Raw genomic sequence first — 16243 nt, 5'->3', positions numbered from 1 at the left:
AGAAACCCATGTCCATTGCCCGCTGCACGCTGGCCGCGCTGACCCTGGCGGCCACTCTGCCCGCTTCGGCCGCGACCTACGGTCTGGTCGCCGACTGGAATGGTGGCCCCAATCCCAATGGCGCCTGGTCCTTCCTGAGCGGCAGCACCCTGCTGCCCTACTGGGCCTCGATGGCGCCGCTCAGCGGCAGCGCGGGCTACGCGCCCTCGCCCAACACTGGCGCCTTCCTCCCGGTGTTCTGGCAGCCGGGTGGCAGTGGGACGGACATCGCGGTCCACTCCTACGACGGTTTCAACGGGGCGGGGGGCTCCGGCGAGGCGGTGCTGAGCTGGACCTCGCCGATCACCGGTACCATCGATCTCAGCGGCTATTTCTACTACGGCCAGCCTTCGCTGCAGCGCAGCAATGATGTCACCGTCATGCTGGGCGCCAGCACGCTGCTGTCGACCGCAGTGTCCTTCGCCCAGCATCAGGACTACGCCAACCGCTACAGCTTCGCGCTGGACGACCTGGCGGTGACGGCGGGCCAGACGCTGAGCATCAGCTTTTACCGCAGCGCGGGCTACTCGCCGGGCACGGTGACGATGATGGACATCACCGTGGTGGCGGAGCCGGTGCCCGAGCCTGCGACCTATGCGCTGATGCTGGGCGGGTTGGCCCTGGTCGGCTGGCTTGGGCGGCGCCGCCTCATTTGAGGCGGGAGCGCCGGCGCCAGAGCTTCTCCAGCTCCACCGCCACTCCCACCACCGCCGCGGCGGCGATGCAGATGCCCAGCTCCCCCAGGCTGAGCGCCTGGGTCTTGAAGATGGCCTGCAGCACCGGCACGTAGATGATGGCCAGTTGCAGCGCGAAGGTGAACAGCACGGCGCCCAGCAGCGGCAGATTGCTGCGCAGGCCGATGCGCCACAGTGGCAGGTGCTCGGAGCGTATGGCCAGCACGTGGGCCATCTGCGCCAGGGTCAGCACGGTGAAGACCATGGTCTGCCAGTGCGCGTGGCCGCTGGCGATGGCCCAGTGCTGCACGCCCAGGCACAGGGCGGCAATCAATAGGCCGAAGCCGAGGATGTGCTGCCACATGCCTTGGGCGAACAGGCTCTCGGCGGGTGGGCGCGGCGGGCGCTGCATCAGGCCGGGCTCGGCCGGTTCGGCGGCCAGGGCCAGGCCGGGCAGGCCGTCGGTGACGAGATTGACCCACAGGATGTGGATCGGCAGCAGCGGTATCGGCAGCAGGAACAGCGGCGCCAGGAAAATGGTCCAGACCTCGCCCGAGTTGCCGGTCATCGCATAGCGCACGAACTTGCGGATGTTGTCGTAGATGCGCCGACCTTCGCGCACCGCGCCGACGATGCTGGCGAAGTTGTCGTCCAGCAGCACCAGGCTGGCGGACTCGCGGGCCACGTCGGTGCCGCCGCGGCCCATGGCCACGCCGATGTCGGCGCGCTTCAGCGCCGGTGCGTCATTGACGCCATCACCGGTCATCGCAACGAACTGGCCGCCGGCCTGCAGCGCCTCGACGATGCGAATCTTCTGCGCCGGGTCGACGCGGGCATAGACGCGCACCTGCAGCACCTGCGCCCGCAGGGCGGCCTCGTCCATCGCAGCCAGCTGTTGGCCGGTCAGCACAGTGGCGTTCGCATCGCTCACGATGCCGAGCCGGTGCGCGATGGCCACGGCCGTGGCCGGATGGTCGCCGGTGATCATCACCGGCGTGATGCCGGCGCTGATGCAATCGCGCACGGCGGCCTTGGCCTCGGGGCGGGGCGGGTCGATCAGGGCGATCAGGCCCAGCCAGTGCAGCTCGCTTTCCACCGCGGCTATCGAGTTGGTGTCGGGCAACTGCGGGTGATCGCGACGCGCCAGGCCCAACACTCGCAGGCCCTGGGCGGCCAGCGCTTCGGCCGCTGCGAGCAGCGCGGTGGCGTCCAGCGGCTGCGGGCCCTGCGGCGTCCACTGCGCGGTGCAGCAGGGCAGCAGCGACTCGGGCGCGCCCTTGGTGTAGGCCACGAAGTGCTCTCCGCTGCGATGGAAGGTGGTCATGCGCTTGCGCTCGGAGTCGAAGGGCTGTTCCTGCACGCGCGGGGCCTCGGCATCGAGCCGGGTCTTGTCCAGTTTTGCCGACAGGGCGGCCAGCACCAGGGCGGTTTCTGTCGGGTCGCCGGTCCATTCATCCGGATTGGCCTCGGCCGGGCGGGCGTCATTGCACAGCGCCGCGGCGCGCAGCGTTTCCGCCTGCATCGGCGTGACGGCTGCATCGCCGGGCACCCAGCGCTCGTCCTGGGCCAGTACCAGCTCGGCATGCATGCGGTTCTGCGTCAGCGTGCCGGTCTTGTCGGAGCAGATGGTGCTGACGGAGCCAAGGGTCTCCACCGCCGGCAGGCGGCGCACCAGCACCTGCACCGCCACCATGCGCCGCGCGCCCAGGGCCAGAAGCACGGTGACGACGGCGGGCAGCGCCTCCGGAATGGCCGCCACTGCCAGGCTGATGGCGGTGAGCAGCATCAGCAGCGGCGGCTCGCCGCGCAGCAAGCCCACGCCGAAGATCAGCGCGCAGATCATGAGCACGCCAATGCTCAGTCGCTTGCCGAAGGCGGCCAGGCGCTGCTGTAGCGGGGTGCTGCGATCGGCGCCGTCGAGCAGCCTGGCTACCTTGCCCAGCTCGGTGTGCATGCCGGTGGCCACCACCAGGCCGCGGCCCCGGCCGCGCGTGGCCGTGGTGCCCTTGAAGGCCATATTGAGGCGGTCGCCCAGCGCCTGGGCTGCGGCCTCGCCGGCGGGCAGCGGCGCGACGGCTTTGGGGGCGGTGACCGATTCGCCGGTCAGCGCCGATTCATCCAGATGCAGTTGTGCAATCTCGAACAGGCGCAGATCGGCCGGCACCTGGTTGCCGGCCTCCAGCAACACCACATCGCCCGGCACCAGGGTGCTCGCTGCGACCAGTTGCGGCTGACCGTCGCGCAGCACGGTGGCCTGGGCTGCGGCAAGCTGCTGCAGCGCCGCCATGGCCTGGTCGGCGCGCCAGCTCTGCACAAAGCCGATGCCGGCGTTGAGCAGCACGATGACCAGGATCACCAGTGTGTCGGTCAGGTCGCCGATCAGCCCCGAAATCACGGCTGCGGCCAGCAGCACCAGCACCATGAAGTCCTTGAACTGCTCGACCAGCAGGGTCCAGGGGCCGGGTCTTGCCTTGGCCTGAAGCTCGTTGGGGCCGTGCTGCCCGGCCCGCTGCAGCGCCTCGGCATGGGGCAGGCCCAGGCCCAGGTCAACGCCATGCTGGGCGGCGATGTGCTGGGCCTCGAGTTCGTGCCAGGGTGTTGCGGGTGGGTGACTGTTCATGCAGGACTTGTCGGCAGGAAGCCGACTTGCCGTGGCCATGATGCGACGACCTTGCGGCCTCTGGCTTGATCGTTCGCAAGGCGCGCGGCCCGATCGCGGCGAAGAATGGTCGTTCCAATGGACAGGAGCGCGCCATGACCTTGATGAGAGCAGCCGTATTTGTGGAGCCCGGCCGTATCGTGCTGGAGGATAAGCCGATACCGGATGTCGGGCCGCTGGACGCGCTGATGCGCGTGACCACGACCACGATCTGCGGCACCGATGTGCACATCCTGAAGGGCGAATACCCGGTAGCCCGGGGCCTGACGATAGGCCACGAGCCTGTGGGCGTGATCGAGAAGCTGGGCAGCGCCGTCACCGGCTATCGCGAGGGGCAGCGCGTGATCGCGGGGGCCATCACGCCCAGCGGCTGGAGCAACGCCTGCCTGTGCGGCGCCTGCTCGCAGGACGGCGCCGGCACCGCCCATGGCTGGAAGCCCATGGGCGGCTGGAAGTTCGGCAACACCATCGATGGCTGCCAGGCCGAGTACGTACTGGTGCCGGATGCGATGGTCAATCTGGCACCGGTGCCCGATGCGCTGAGCGACGAGCAGGTGCTGATGTGCCCCGACATCATGTCCACCGGCTTCAGCGGCGCCGAGCGAGCGGAGATACGCATTGGCGATGTGGTGGCGGTGTTCGCCCAGGGCCCGATCGGCCTGTGCGCAACGGCCGGGGCCAAGCTCAGTGGCGCCGCGGTGGTGATCGCTGTGGACCGGCTGGCCGGCCGCCTGCAGACGGCGGCGCAGATGGGCGCCGATCATGTGATCGACGCCAGCCAATGCGACCCGGTCGAGGAGATTCTGCGGCTGACCGGCGGGCGCGGCGTTGACGTGGCGATCGAGGCGCTGGGCACGCAGCAGACCTTCGAGGCCTGCCTGCGCGTGCTGCGGCCGGGCGGCACGCTGTCCAGCCTCGGCGTGTACTCGACCGACCTGCACATCCCGCTCGGCGCTTTTGCCGCCGGCTTGGGCGACCATCGCATCATCACCACGCTGTGCCCGGGCGGCAAGGAGCGCATGCGAAGGCTGATGTCTGTGATCGAGAGCGGTCGCATCGATCTCGGCGCGATGGTCACGCACCGCTACAAGCTGGACGATATCGAGGCCGCCTATGATCTGTTCAGCCACCAGCGCGATGGTGTGCTGAAAGTGGCCATCACGCCCTGAGCGGCGGCGCAAGGCATCGCCTATCGCCCTCGCATGCCGGTTACCGCACCGGCGTGCCGGACCGTGCTCGGCGCACCGTTTTGGACGCCCGTTGCTCGATACACTGGACCGAACTCCCCACACCCCGAGAGATCGATCCATGCAAATCGCAGCACGCTTGTCCCTGCTGGCCCTGGCCGCCAGCACCGCGCTTCTTGGCGCCCCGGCCTCTGCCCAGGGCGCCAATCCGGCGGCCGAGGTCGAACGCATCCTCGCCAGCCCGGCATTCAAGGCCGCCGCCGCGACCATAGACAAGGAGCATGGCCGCATCGTCGAAGACGGCATCAAGCTGACCGAGATTCCGGCGCCGCCATTCAAGGAAGAAGTGCGCGCCAAGGCCTTCGAGCAGATGCTCAAGGCCGTGGGCCTGGCGGACGTGAAGATCGACGAGGAAGGCAATGTGCTGGGCCTGCGCAAGGGCACGCGCGGCGACGGCAAGTTCGTCGTCGTCTCTGCCCACCTGGACACCGTGTTTCCGCCCGGCACCGATGTGACCGTGAAGCGCCAGGGCACCAAGCTCTATGCGCCCGGCGTCGGCGACGACACGATGAGCCTGTCGGTGCTGTTGGGTTTTGTGCGCGCGATGCAGGCCGCCGGCATCAAGACGCGTGACGACATCCTGTTCGTCGGCACCGTCGGCGAAGAGGGTCCGGGCGATCTACGCGGCGTGCGCCATCTGTTCACCAAGGGCGCCTACAAGGACAAGATCAAGAGCTTCTTCTCGGTCGAGTCCGGCGGCGTGAACATGATCACCAATGGCGGTGTCGGCTCCAAGCGCTACCGCGTCACCTTCAACGGCCCCGGCGGCCACAGCTTCGGCGCCTTCGGTCTGGTCAATCCGATGTTTGCCCAGGGCCAGGCGGCGGTGGAGTTCTCGCGCATCCAGGTGCCGGCCACGCCGAAGACGACCTACAGCATCGGCCTGATCGGTGGCGGCACCTCGGTCAACTCGATCCCGGTCAGCAGCTGGATGGAGGTGGACATGCGCTCGGAGTCGGTGCCCGAGCTGAAGCGCGTCGAAGACCGCATGCTGAAGATCATGCAGGAGGCCGCCGACGGCGAGAACTTCGCCCGTTCGATCAAGGAGGGCAAGATCACCGTCGAAGCCAAGCTGATCGGCGACCGCCCGGCCGGCAACACCGACGCCAAGTCCGAGCTGGTGCAGTACGCCAAGGCGGCGATCGAGGCCGGCGGCTACAAGGTCGGCTACCAGTGGAGTTCGACCGACTCGAACATGCCGATGAACCTGGGCATCCCGGCCATCACCATAGGCCGCGGCGCGCCGGACAAGAGCGGCCGCGCCCACTCGCTGGACGAGTGGATCGATGTCGAGAAGGAGCCCATGGTCAAGGCCATTCAGACCTCCTTGAGCATCGTGCTGGCCGTCACGGGCATGGAGTGATGCCGGCATGCTGAGGCGTCGCCTCCTTGCGCTGACGGCGGCCCTGCTGCCGGTGGCGGCGCTTGCCCAGGCACCGCCGCGCATCCGCATGTTCGAGCTGTACAAGCCCGACCTGAGCTTCTCCGATCTGGCCAAAAAATTGGCCGGCAAGCCGGTCACCATCCAGGGCTTTATGGCGCCGCACCTGAAGGTCGAGTCTGACTTCTTCGTGCTGTCGAACACGCCGGTCGAGACCTGCCCCTTCTGCGCGTCCGAGGACCAGTGGATAGACACCATCATCTTCGTGCGCATGAAGAAGCGCCAGGAGGCGGTGCGGCCTGGCGAGTTGATACAGGTCGTGGGCCGGCTGGAGATAGGCCCGCAGACCGACGCGGCCACCGGCTTCGTCAGCCGCGTGCGCCTGACCGACGCCAGCTACCAGCGGCCATGATGCTGGCTGCCCATTCGGTCAGCGCCAGCTTCGCCGATGCCGGCGGTGTGGCCATCCAGGCGCTGCAGGACGTCAGCGCAAGCTTTGCGCCGGGGCAGCTGACTGCCGTCGTCGGCCCCTCGGGCTCGGGCAAGACGACGCTGCTGCATGCGCTGGCCGGCATTGTCGTGCCGCAGCAGGGCCGCATCCTGTTTGGCGAGGTCGAGCTGAACCGCCTGAGCGAGGGCCGGCGCGATGCCTGGCGCCTGGCCCATTGCGGCATGGTGTTCCAGGACTTCCGGCTGATTGATGAACTCGACGCGCTGGCCAATGTGCTGCTGCCGGCGCAGTTCAGCCGCCTGCATCTGCCGACCACGCTGCGCCAGCGCGGCATGGAGTTGCTGGCGCGCTTCGAGCTGCCGCAGCGCGCCGGGCCGGTGGCGCGACTGTCCCGCGGCGAACAGCAACGTGTGGCCTTGGCACGCGCGCTGCTGCTGGACCCACCCATCCTGCTGGCCGACGAGCCCACCGCAAGCCTCGACGCCGACAACGGCCAGCGCATTGCCGCGGCGCTGCAGGACATCGCCCGGCAGGGCAAGACCGTGGTCACCGTCACCCATGACGAGCGGCTGTCCGCGCGGGCCGATCAGGTTTTGACGATGAAGTCGGGGCGGGTCTTGTCGTGAGCATGAATCCCTGGCCGGTGATACGCGCCGCGCTGAGCCGCTACCGCTACAGCGCGCTGGCCTTCGTGCTGCTGGTCGCGGCCGGTGTGAGCCTGGCCGTGGCCATCGTGTCGCAGGAGCGAGCGCTGCGCTCGGGCAGTGCCAAGGCCGCCGATAGGTTCGACCTGATCGTCGCCGCACCGGGCAGCCGCACCGATGCGCTGCTGACCGCCATGTTCCTGCGTCCCGGCGGCAGCCAGCTGCTCAGCCCCGAGCTGAGCGCCAAGCTGCTCAACGAAACGCGTGCCGCCTTCGTCTCGCCGCTGGCTTTTGGCGACAGCCATCGCGGCCAGGCGGTGGTTGGCGTGACGGCTGCGCTGGTCGAGCATCTGTCGGGTGGATTGGCCGAGGGCCGTGGGTTCGCGACCCGCGACGAAGTTGTCGTCGGCGCCGCCTCGCCGCTGCAACTCGGCGAGCGCTTCCATCCGGCCCATGGCGTGCATCACGGCGGCGAGGCGCAGGGCGGCGACGATGCGCTGGACGCTCACGAAGCGCTGCTGACCGTCGTCGGCCGCATGCGGCCCACCGGCTCGCCCTGGGATCGCGCGGTGCTGGCACCGGTCGAGCAGGTCTGGGCGATGCACAAGCTGCCCAGCGGCCATGCGCCCGATTCGCCCCAGCTGGGCCCGCCGTTCGATGCCGCCCACACGCCGGGCATTCCGGCCGCCGTGCTGCACACGCCCAAGCTGGCCCAGGCCTACCAGCTGCGCAGCGCCTACACCGGCCGTGAGTCCATGGCCTTCTTCCCGGCCGAGGCGCTGCTGCAGCTCTATGCCGTGCTGGGCGATATGCGCCAGCTGATGAGCCTGCTGGCCCTGGTCACGCAGGCGCTGGTGCTGTTGGCCATCATCGCCAGCGTGCTGATACTGTTCCGGCTGCTGATGCCGCAGTTCGTTACCCTGCGCGCGCTCGGCGCGCCGCGCCGCTATGTGTTCGCCATCGCCTGGGGCTTCACCGCCAGTCTGATGGTCGCAGGCGTTGCCCTGGGGCTGGCGGGGGGCTATGCGCTGTCGTTTGCCGTCAGCGCGGCGCTGGCGCGCAACACCGGGGTGGCCCTGCAGCCGGCGCTGGGCGAGGCCGAGCTGCTGATGGCGCTGGCGATGCTGGTGATCGGCCTGCTGTTGGCCACGCTGCCGGCCTGGCGCCTGCAGTCCGTGCCGCTGGCCCAGGCGATGAAGGACTACTGAGCAAGCCGGCTCAATCGCTGCCAACTGGCTGCGGGCCGCCCGTCCGTGGCAACCGCATCTCGAAGTGCGTGCCCTGGCCCGGCGAACTCTCCGCCTTGATGCTGCCGCCCAGCAGTCCGGTGACCAGGTTGTAGACGATGTAGAGCCCCAGCCCGCTGCCACCCTGGCCCAGACGGGTGGTGTAAAACGGATCGAAGACGTGCCTGAGCACGTCCTCGGCCATGCCGCAGCCATCGTCTTCGATACGGAGCACGACCTGGTCACCGTCCGGCTCCGCGACGACCCGGACGGTGCCCGGGCGGGTGGCGCTGAAGGCATGGAGCAGGGCGTTGCCCAGTAGATTGACCAGGACCTGTTCCAGCGCGTCGGGGAAGCTGTCCATCCGGATGTTGGAGGGCACCTCGATCTGCACCCTGTGCGGGCCTCCGGCCTCAAGCGCCGGCAGGTGCTGCCGCGCCCGCTCGACCAGGCCCAGCAAGGCGAAGTCCTGGCGCTTGGCGCTTTCGGGCCCGGCGGCCACCAGCTTGAAGTCGGCGATCAGCTTGGCGGCGCGGGCGGCCTCTCGCTCTATCATTTCGCCGGCCTCGCTCAGCCTGGTGGTCCAGGCCGCGACCTCGGAGCGGCGGGCACTGCCCGCCAGCAGTCGCTCGCCGCAGCGCACGACATCCGCCTTGAGCGTCGAGGCCACGACCAGCACATTGCCGATAGGGGTGTTCAGCTCGTGGGCCATGCCGGTCACCAGGCTGCCCAGGGCGGCCAGTTTCTCCGCATGCAGCAGCTGGGCCATGGTCTGCTCGAGTTCGCGGCTGCGGGCCTCGACACGGGCCTCGAGCTGGTGGTTCAAGTCCTCCAGCGCCTGCTGGGCGCGCTTCATCTCCGTCACGTCGCGGCTCAGCACCAGTCGCGCAGGTCGGCCCCCGAAGTCCAGCGAGTGCGTGGAAATCTCGACCAGGATGCGGCTGCCATCGCGTCGCAGATGGGTGTGCAGGCCGGCGTTGTGCAGGCCCTCCGCCGGTCTTGCCACCCGATTGAGCAGGGCGGCACGGTCTTCGCTGGGACGCATGTCGGCGATCGTCATGGACAGGAACTCGGCCTCGCTGTAGCCGTAGTGCACGACCGCCGCCGTGTTGACGGCCAGAAAGGCCAGGGTCTCGTCATCGAACACCCACATCGGCTGGGGGTTGCTGTAGAACAGCTCGCGGTAGCGGGCCTCGCTGTTGCGCAGCGCGTCCTCCGTCTGCTTGCGCTCGGTGATGTCGATGCGCACACCCATCATCCGCGTCGGCTTGCCGTGCTCGTCGCGATCCAGCACCTGACCGGTGACGCTGACCCAGCGGTAGCTGCCGTCGGCATGACGCAGCCGCGCCTCGTAGTGGTAGGGCACATCGCTGCCGGCAAGCACGGCGGCGATGCGCTCGACCACGGCCTGCTTGTCCTGCGGGTGCAGGCGCTCCAGCCACTCGTTGCGCGTGCCGAAGTCCGTCAGCGGCGGATCTCCCATCATCGTGAAGTAGGTCGGCGTGGCATACCACTGGGTGGCCTGGCGGGTGTCCCAGTCCCATACGCCTATGGTCGCTGCATCGGTCGCCAGCGACAGCCGCAGTGCGGTCTCGCTGGCTTCGTGCTCGGCCCGCCGGCTGGCCGCCCAGGCGCGGTCGAGAAAGACGCCCATCACGATCACGGCGACGCAGGCGGCGGCCCAAGCGGCGATGGCCACGGTGGCCAGCCAGCGCCAGGGCGCCAGCACCAGATCGAGCGACTGGCCGGCCACGACGGCCAGTTCCGGTTGCACCGACAGGGCGCGGTAGGCAAAGAGGCGCGGGCGGCCGTCAACGACGCTGGCCCGCTGCAGGCTGCCGTTGCTGGCGCCCTTCATCCAGAGGCGGAACATCGGGGCATCGCCGAAGGTCTTGCCCATGCTGGCAGGATCGAAGGGACTGCGCATCATCAGCGTGCCGTCCTTTCGGAACAGCGTCACCGAGCCGCCGTCGCCCACTTCAAGGCCTCGCCAGAGGCTGTCGAAATAGGGTGGCTCGATCGCCGCGACGATCAGCCGCTCGATGCTGCCATCACTGCGTCTCAGCGGTCGGGTGGCGGGTATCAGCCAGGTGCCGGTGGTCCGGCTGAGGATGGGTGCACCGAGCTGAAAACCGGCGTCCGGTCGCGTACGGTAGGCCTGGACATAGGCACGCTGGGACAGATCGACGCCGATATTGCCGGTGTCCGAATCAAAGGCGATGCGGCCCTGAGCGTCGAGCACCCACATCGCGCGAAGAAAGGGCAGATCCTTGAGCTGCTCGCGCAACACGGTGCGCGCCGAAGCCTCATTGAGGCCGCCCGAGGCCTCGAGCTGCGTCAGCCGGTTGGCCGCCAGTTGCAGCTGCTGATCGACCGTCTGAACGGTGCGTGAGGTCTGCTCCTCGATCACCTGGGCCAGCGAGGCCGTCAAGCGCTCGCCGGACGCGATCGCCTGGCCACGCAGATAGGCCAGGGAGCTCGCCAGCAATGCGCCGGACACCAGCACCACCGCGGCAGCGAACAGGATCAGCGTGCGCCGCATGGGGCGCCGCGCCGGTGGCGTATGCCACGGCCTGGACGGGGATGCGGGGGGCGCTGAGGGCATGGGCCACTGTAGCCCAGCCGCCGCTGGCCGCCCAGGGCCAGGGAAAAAAGCCGGCTCCCTGCGGAGCGAGCCGTCGACCTGGCAGCCGTCAGCGGCGCGCTACGGTTCGACCGTTCAGGTAGATCGCATGGGCCGACGCGCGCTGCTCGGCTCGCCAACGCACCCCCTCGTCCACCGAGGAACGGCAGACGTGTACATACGCGAGCAACAGGCCGCCGACCGCAGCGACGGCGGCGGCCACGATGCAGTGCTGGGCGATCGAGGGAAGGGCGGCTGGGCGCAAGGCGTTCATGGGTGTGTTCCGTTCGGGTTCCGACCGGGCCCGTTGGCCGAAGTGTGCGAGGCGCAGGTTGGGGCCTCGCTTCATCGGTGTATCAGTTGTTGCAGCGCAGGCCCTGTGCGGGCCCGCACAGCTTCACGCCTGCTTGCGGGCGCGACGGCGTGCCACGAAGCCCAGCACGCCCAGGCCGGCGAACATCAGGGCATAGGTCTCGGGTTCGGGCACGGCACCGACCTGCACATTCATCGTCGTGCTGGCCAGCATCGACGTGTTGTTCCAGGCCTGCAGCGTGACGCTGTACAGCCCTGCCATATTCACGTCGAAGGGACCGCCGGGCGTGCTGGCGAACAGCACGTTCTGCGAGTTCTGGAAGCCGTTGAAAGGCGCGGCGGCGATGGCGTTGTCGGCCCAATGTGCGGCCGGGTCCACCCAGGAGTAGCTGACGCCGGCGCTGGGGTCATGGTCTATGCCCAGCAGATACGTCACGCCACTGAGGCTGCCGCTGTTGACAGAGAACTCATAGCTCCACATCGCCTTGGGCGCGCCGCTGCAGGTCAGGCAGGCGCCCAGCTCGGCCATATAGGTGCCGCTGGAGCCGTCTATCGTCTGGAGGGTCTGGCGGTTCTTTGCGCGCAGGGCGACTTCGACACCGCTGTCGGTGTCCATCGTCCAGTTGCCGTTGACGTTGCCGGTGCCGAAATAGACGCCCGGTGCGGCCACATCGCCGTAGGAGGCCAGGGCCATCGCGCTGGTCGAGGCCAGGGCCATGGTGGCCAGGGCGGCGGCCAGGGGAAGGGTACGCTTGAGTTGCATAGGGAACTCTCATGGTTGGGGCCGGGGCCGAAACATTCGGCTTGCCAGGGCAACGCTGCCCAGAACACCTTGGGCATTCCAGACGGCTCAGGCTAGGGCCTGAGGCCGCCGCTGTCGGTGCGCTGGCGCACCTAGCGGGCTGTTCGGGTGACGGCCTGGCAATGCTGTCAATGACAGCATTGAATACAATGCCTTACAGCCGAGAAAAGCCGGGAGAGTCAGCATGGCCACACTCACCATTCGCGATCTTGACGAGGTGCTCAAGCAGCGCCTGCGCATCCGAGCCGCGCACCGCAACCGCTCGATGGAAGAAGAGGCGCGTCAGATCCTGCGCGCAGCCTTGATCGAATCGCCTGCGCCAACAGCAGACCTGGCACGGCGCATCCGCGCCCGGTTTGCGGGCCTGGGGGACGTCAATCTGCCGCTTGAGGCACGAGAGCCCGTGCGACCGCCTCCAGACTTTGGCGGAGCCGCGATACCGACGGCCATGCGGCGCGCCAAGCCGGCAGGCAAGTAGCACCGATGGCGACCCTGCTCGACACCAACGTACTGTCCGAGTTGCTGCGCGCCCAGCCCGACGAGGCGGTGCTGGCCTGGTTTGCACGGCAACCGACCGACAGCCTGTTCATCAGCGATGTGACGCAGGCCGAGATGTTGCTGGGCGCCCGATTGTTGCCCGCCGGCAAGCGCCGCACGCAGCTGCAGCTGGCGCTGGACGGCCTGTTCGGCGAAGACTTTGCCGGACGCATATTGCCGTTCGATGGCGCCGCCGCCGCGCTCTATGCCGAGGTCGTGGCGGCGCGACGCAGCGCCGGCCGACCGATCTCGCAGTTCGACGCGCAGATTGCCGCCATCGCCCTGAGCCAACGCGCCACGTTGGCCACGCGCAATGTCAGCGACTTTGACGGTGTTGGCCTGACGCTCAGCAATCCCTGGGAAGTGGGTTGAACCGAAGCCGTCTCGTGCATCAGGCGGCAAGGATTGCCTGCTGCAAGCGTCATAGCCGGGGTGTTTCGTGCTCCCCAACTGGCAGCGCGATCATCGCTCCTTCGCCTTTTTCCCTGCTGCAGATTGTCTAGCTGAGTCCGTTACTTCTCACGCAAAAGGGAGGTGGCGATCGCCCGGGCGCTGGCGATGGAGCCGGCCGTGCTGCTGTGCGACCAGCTCACCAGCGCGCTGGACCCGGAGCTGGCCGGCGAGGTGCTGCGCGTCGTCGAGAGCCTGGCCGAGTAGGGCATGACCTTGCTGATGGTCACCCACGAGATGAGCTTTGCGCGCAAGGCCTCGGACCGCGTGATCTGCATGCACCAGGGCCGCGTGCATGAGATGGGGCCGCCGGCCGAGGTGACGGCAAAGCGCTTGGTCTCGCGCAGACTGGGCCTAGACGCCGGGCGATGGCTGCACGCCAGCCACAGCGTGTGCGAGGCCAGTCCTCGTCGCGCGCCAAAACACTGCTTCGGTGTGCGCATGGCCACGCCTCACTTTCGGCGCATCAGCCTCGGCAGCAGCTTTAGCGCCGAGAGCAGGCCGAACACCAGGGCCGCGTATTGCAGCCCAGTCACCAGAGCCAGCACGACGCCGGGGAAGCTGGGCATCAGCCGGGCGATGTCGACCAACTGTTGCGGGCCGGCCTCGGTCGCGAACATCCAGCCCAGCACCACGATGGCCCCCGCGCAGCCGGCCATGAAGGCCAGCAGTGCCCAGTCCCTGAGCCTGGCCTTGCCGGCACGGCAGGCGGCCAGACTCTGCTTGAGCAGGTCGTCGGTGCCGGCCAGGTCGTTGATGACCCAGAAGCCGTCATTGCGATAGAAGGGCACGAGATTGAAGGCAATCGCCATCAGGCTGAGCCAGAACACCTTCATCACGCCGATGTCGCTGCCGGCCAGGCCGACCATCAGGGTCAGGAAGACGATGTCCATCACCGTGCCGGCCATGCCGACCATGGCCTTGGCACGGCGCGGCAGCAGATGGATGTCGGACACGTCGCAGTACAGCACTGGCGTGGTCATGAAAATGCCGAAGCCTATCGCCCCGACCGAGCCGGTGTAGCGCCAACAGGCGGCGGCATGGCCGAGTTCATGCAGCAGGCCGCGGCCCACGGCCACCGCCACCAGCAGCAGCAGTTCCTGCGGCGCGTAGGTCAGCAGATCGCGGTAGCCGAGCAACTCGGTGCTGTGCATCGCGTAGCGGGCCAGCAGGGCCAGGCACAGCAGCATCAGCGGCAGCAGCACCCAGGGCGCGTAGAGGGGCGCCAGCATGGCCGCCAGCGGGCGCACCTGGCGCGCGGCCAGCAACTGGCGCTGCCAGCGCATCGCGCCGGTGCTGGCGTGGGCGGCTGGAGCCTCGGCCGCCTCATCGACGGGGGCGAAGATGCCCAGCGGGATCAGATGGCCCTGAACGAAGCTCAGGGCGCTCGCCTGCTCGGGCTGTTCGAGGTCGGGGCCCTCGCCGCTCATCAGCTGGCGCAGCAGGGCGATGGTGGGGGTGTCGAAGCGGAAGTAGCGCCGGGCCCGGGTCTTGACGATCCAGGCGTCGGCCGAGGGCTCGATGCGCTCGACCCGGCACTCAAAACACCGACCGGACAGCCAGATTCGTGCTTGCATGAATATGCTCCAGCAGTGAGGCGGCATCGGCCGGGCGGCCCTGCGAGGCCAGGCGACGCGACTCGAGCATCTGCTCGTACAGCGAGCGGTTGACGCGCGAGACCTGCAGGCTGGCCATATCGGCGACGTAGAAGTCGTTGGCGACCTTGAACGGCAGGTGCGGGCGCTCGCCCGACTGGCTGCTGTATTTGTGCACGTCGATCAGGCGCTCCCACAGCCAGGGCTTGTCGGCCACATAGCGCTCCAGCAGGGTGAAGCATTCGCTTTGTGAGTCGATCTCGTGATGGCGGATGACGGTGGCGCGCTGCGCCTCGTCGTAGTCGGCGACGAGCAGATGCGGCTGCAGGCCGGCGCGCTCGGCGAAGGTGAACAGGGCCGAGCGGGCATCGATATGGCCGGTGAGGAAGGGGAAGCGCTGGTCCGGCTCGCCGCCCATGCCCCAGGGCACGTCGACCAGCACGAACATCAGGGCGCCCTCGGCACGGGCCTGGCGCACACCGCGCAGCATCGCAATGCCGCCCGAGATCAGCACAATCTCGATGCCGGCGGCGCGGGCCATCGCGGCCATGCGGTCGTTGTAGCTGGGGTGGATCTCGCCGACCAGGCAATAGACCCTGTGGCAGCCGGTGGCCTTGGCCATCGCCGCCAGATTGATGTACCACAGGCCGTAGTGGAAGGACATGAACAGGCGGTCCTGCGGCTGCGTCGGCAGGCCCGCGTCGGCACGCCAGCGCACGCTGTCGGTGGTGCGTGCCTGCAGCACCTGCTTGGTGACGTTCTGGATGCGGCGCCAGCGGCGTAATGTCGAGTAGGCGTGCTGCCTGTCGGTGACGCCGAGGCGAACGATATTGGACAGGACGCTGACGTTGGTGACCTTGTGCATGGAAGCTCCAGACGGATTCGATGAAGCGGCAGCCGGAGGGGCGAGAAGGCCGCGGCCGCGGCCTTCTCGCAGACCGGTCTTACTTGGCGGTCTTACTTGGTGATGGTCGCGCAGGCCGCGTACTCTTCACGCACGGCGAGCTCGTCGATGCTGATGGCTTCGACGACGACGGGGGCGGTGTTCAGTTTGGTGTTCATGGTGTGTCCTTGATGTTGAATGCTGAAGATGGGGGGAATGCGCTTACTTGACGATCGTGCAGCAGGCGGCGTATTCCTCGCGCACGGCCAGTTCGTCGATGCTCAGGGCCTCGACGATGGTCGGGGCAGCGTGCAGTTCCAGGGTGGTGATTTGCGTGGTGTTCATGGTGTTTCCTTGAAAGTTGATGAATGAATAAACAGTGAAGAGAGAGAACCGTTCTCGCGGTCAGCTCGATGGCTCTTTGGCTACCTGGCGCCTTGTTTCTTCGCCAGGTCCGTCACACGTTTGGTTTGCGCTTCGGACAACTCCAATGTCGTCGCCGCCTGTTTCATGTTTGATTCGTCGCTCCAGCGTCGAGGCTTCATTTGTTTCAGGTCTGTTGTCTTCGCTGCTGTGGCTTGCCGCGGCATAAGGGCGCACAGCGAACCCTCGAGCGCTACGGTTTTTGCTTGATGCGTAGACTGTGTCGATTCCCCCACCGAGAACTGCCATGAAGCCCCTGTCCTGCCGCAGCCCGCGCCCGCAGAAGTCATCAACAAC

General features: G+C 67.9%; 15 protein-coding genes and 1 pseudogene. 9 read left to right on the top strand and 7 right to left on the bottom strand.

The genetic code is table 11. The annotated features are described in order from the left end of the window. The first annotated feature begins 8 nt into the window (after positions 1-8). Positions 9-695 (top strand): PEP-CTERM sorting domain-containing protein, encoded by a 687-nt coding sequence (locus tag DES47_RS22205; protein ID WP_133702959.1) that lies wholly within the window; start codon positions 9-11, stop codon positions 693-695. On the opposite strand, the gene DES47_RS22200 is transcribed toward DES47_RS22205, so the two are convergent. Further along, positions 688-3333: a cation-translocating P-type ATPase gene (locus DES47_RS22200; RefSeq protein WP_133702958.1), complete on the bottom strand. Its 2646-nt coding sequence runs from the start codon at positions 3331-3333 to the stop codon at positions 688-690. The two genes, DES47_RS22205 and DES47_RS22200, sit on opposite strands and share 8 nt — an antisense overlap. 134 nt (positions 3334-3467) lie before the next feature. Between DES47_RS22200 and DES47_RS22195 the strand changes: the two genes are divergently transcribed. The 5 genes from DES47_RS22195 to DES47_RS22175 all read left to right on the top strand — a co-directional run bounded on the left by DES47_RS22195 (position 3468) and on the right by DES47_RS22175 (position 8303). Beyond that, the gene (locus DES47_RS22195) at positions 3468-4541 is read left to right on the top strand and encodes an NAD(P)-dependent alcohol dehydrogenase (RefSeq protein ID WP_133702957.1); all 1074 of its coding nucleotides are present in this window, start codon (positions 3468-3470) and stop codon (positions 4539-4541) included. Between the two features lie 139 nt (positions 4542-4680). Continuing rightward, positions 4681-5982: a M20/M25/M40 family metallo-hydrolase gene (locus tag DES47_RS22190; protein WP_133702956.1), complete on the top strand. Its 1302-nt coding sequence runs from the start codon at positions 4681-4683 to the stop codon at positions 5980-5982. 7 nt (positions 5983-5989) lie between these two features. Continuing rightward, positions 5990-6412 (top strand): hypothetical protein, encoded by a 423-nt coding sequence (locus DES47_RS22185; protein WP_133702955.1) that lies wholly within the window; start codon positions 5990-5992, stop codon positions 6410-6412. Next, the gene (locus DES47_RS22180; protein WP_133702954.1) at positions 6409-7077 is read left to right on the top strand and encodes an ABC transporter ATP-binding protein; all 669 of its coding nucleotides are present in this window, start codon (positions 6409-6411) and stop codon (positions 7075-7077) included. The genes DES47_RS22185 and DES47_RS22180 overlap by 4 nt, the downstream gene beginning before the upstream one ends. Before the next feature lie 2 nt (positions 7078-7079). After that, on the top strand, positions 7080-8303 hold the full coding sequence (locus DES47_RS22175) for an FtsX-like permease family protein (RefSeq protein ID WP_341800640.1): 1224 nt from the start codon (positions 7080-7082) through the stop codon (positions 8301-8303). A gap of 10 nt (positions 8304-8313) precedes the next feature. Here DES47_RS22175 and DES47_RS22170 read toward each other — a convergent pair whose 3' ends face one another. The 3 genes from DES47_RS22170 to DES47_RS22160 form a co-directional block, all read right to left on the bottom strand. Beyond that, entirely contained in the window at positions 8314-10863 is a 2550-nt protein-coding gene (locus tag DES47_RS22170; RefSeq protein WP_166652123.1) for a PAS domain S-box protein, read from the bottom strand. 151 nt (positions 10864-11014) lie between these two features. Continuing rightward, positions 11015-11218, bottom strand: a complete 204-nt coding sequence (locus DES47_RS22165; protein ID WP_133702951.1) for a hypothetical protein — start codon at positions 11216-11218, stop codon at positions 11015-11017. Positions 11219-11341: 123 nt separating this feature from the next. Further along, positions 11342-12019: an FxDxF family PEP-CTERM protein gene (locus DES47_RS22160; RefSeq protein WP_243748425.1), complete on the bottom strand. Its 678-nt coding sequence runs from the start codon at positions 12017-12019 to the stop codon at positions 11342-11344. A gap of 223 nt (positions 12020-12242) precedes the next feature. Between DES47_RS22160 and DES47_RS22155 the strand changes: the two genes are divergently transcribed. The 3 genes and pseudogenes from DES47_RS22155 to DES47_RS22145 form a co-directional block, all read left to right on the top strand. Then, positions 12243-12536: a FitA-like ribbon-helix-helix domain-containing protein gene (locus tag DES47_RS22155; protein WP_133702950.1), complete on the top strand. Its 294-nt coding sequence runs from the start codon at positions 12243-12245 to the stop codon at positions 12534-12536. Positions 12537-12541: 5 nt separating this feature from the next. Next, positions 12542-12967 (top strand): type II toxin-antitoxin system VapC family toxin, encoded by a 426-nt coding sequence (locus DES47_RS22150; protein ID WP_133702949.1) that lies wholly within the window; start codon positions 12542-12544, stop codon positions 12965-12967. A gap of 150 nt (positions 12968-13117) precedes the next feature. Further along, positions 13118-13366, top strand: a pseudogene (locus DES47_RS22145) (amino acid ABC transporter ATP-binding protein); the annotation flags it as partial. Between the two features lie 131 nt (positions 13367-13497). Here DES47_RS22145 and DES47_RS22140 read toward each other — a convergent pair. The 3 genes from DES47_RS22140 to DES47_RS29630 all read right to left on the bottom strand — a co-directional run bounded on the left by DES47_RS22140 (position 13498) and on the right by DES47_RS29630 (position 15868). Beyond that, positions 13498-14622 (bottom strand): hypothetical protein, encoded by a 1125-nt coding sequence (locus DES47_RS22140; protein WP_133702948.1) that lies wholly within the window; start codon positions 14620-14622, stop codon positions 13498-13500. Beyond that, on the bottom strand, positions 14585-15505 hold the full coding sequence (locus DES47_RS22135; protein WP_133702947.1) for a hypothetical protein: 921 nt from the start codon (positions 15503-15505) through the stop codon (positions 14585-14587). Before DES47_RS22135 ends, DES47_RS22140 begins: the two co-directional genes overlap by 38 nt. 240 nt (positions 15506-15745) lie before the next feature. Further along, positions 15746-15868, bottom strand: coding sequence for a hypothetical protein (locus DES47_RS29630; protein ID WP_279537345.1), 123 nt, complete (start codon positions 15866-15868; stop codon positions 15746-15748). Positions 15869-16243: the final 375 nt, after the last annotated feature.

This window comes from Roseateles toxinivorans (assembly GCF_004362525.1).
Lineage (GTDB): Bacteria > Pseudomonadota > Gammaproteobacteria > Burkholderiales > Burkholderiaceae_C > Paucibacter > Paucibacter toxinivorans.
Note: the sequence above shows the minus strand (reverse complement) of the source record. Positions and strands in the feature narration are given on the sequence as shown.

What these genes read in the sequence shown, in the direction of transcription:
- DES47_RS29630 (WP_279537345.1), bottom strand. Translation starts at nt 15,868, where the DNA reads ATGAACACCACGCAAATCACCACCCTGGAACTGCACGCTGCCCCGACC.
- DES47_RS22150 (WP_133702949.1), top strand. Translation starts at nt 12,542, where the DNA reads ATGGCGACCCTGCTCGACACCAACGTACTGTCCGAGTTGCTGCGCGCC.
- DES47_RS22195 (WP_133702957.1), top strand. Translation starts at nt 3,468, where the DNA reads ATGACCTTGATGAGAGCAGCCGTATTTGTGGAGCCCGGCCGTATCGTG.
- DES47_RS22190 (WP_133702956.1), top strand. Translation starts at nt 4,681, where the DNA reads ATGCAAATCGCAGCACGCTTGTCCCTGCTGGCCCTGGCCGCCAGCACC.
- DES47_RS22170 (WP_166652123.1), bottom strand. Translation starts at nt 10,863, where the DNA reads ATGCGGCGCACGCTGATCCTGTTCGCTGCCGCGGTGGTGCTGGTGTCC.
- DES47_RS22155 (WP_133702950.1), top strand. Translation starts at nt 12,243, where the DNA reads ATGGCCACACTCACCATTCGCGATCTTGACGAGGTGCTCAAGCAGCGC.
- DES47_RS22175 (WP_341800640.1), top strand. Translation starts at nt 7,080, where the DNA reads ATGAATCCCTGGCCGGTGATACGCGCCGCGCTGAGCCGCTACCGCTAC.
- DES47_RS22165 (WP_133702951.1), bottom strand. Translation starts at nt 11,218, where the DNA reads ATGAACGCCTTGCGCCCAGCCGCCCTTCCCTCGATCGCCCAGCACTGC.
- DES47_RS22200 (WP_133702958.1), bottom strand. Translation starts at nt 3,333, where the DNA reads ATGAACAGTCACCCACCCGCAACACCCTGGCACGAACTCGAGGCCCAG.
- DES47_RS22140 (WP_133702948.1), bottom strand. Translation starts at nt 14,622, where the DNA reads ATGCAAGCACGAATCTGGCTGTCCGGTCGGTGTTTTGAGTGCCGGGTC.
- DES47_RS22180 (WP_133702954.1), top strand. Translation starts at nt 6,409, where the DNA reads ATGATGCTGGCTGCCCATTCGGTCAGCGCCAGCTTCGCCGATGCCGGC.
- DES47_RS22160 (WP_243748425.1), bottom strand. Translation starts at nt 12,019, where the DNA reads ATGCAACTCAAGCGTACCCTTCCCCTGGCCGCCGCCCTGGCCACCATG.
- DES47_RS22185 (WP_133702955.1), top strand. Translation starts at nt 5,990, where the DNA reads ATGCTGAGGCGTCGCCTCCTTGCGCTGACGGCGGCCCTGCTGCCGGTG.
- DES47_RS22135 (WP_133702947.1), bottom strand. Translation starts at nt 15,505, where the DNA reads ATGCACAAGGTCACCAACGTCAGCGTCCTGTCCAATATCGTTCGCCTC.
- DES47_RS22205 (WP_133702959.1), top strand. Translation starts at nt 9, where the DNA reads ATGTCCATTGCCCGCTGCACGCTGGCCGCGCTGACCCTGGCGGCCACT.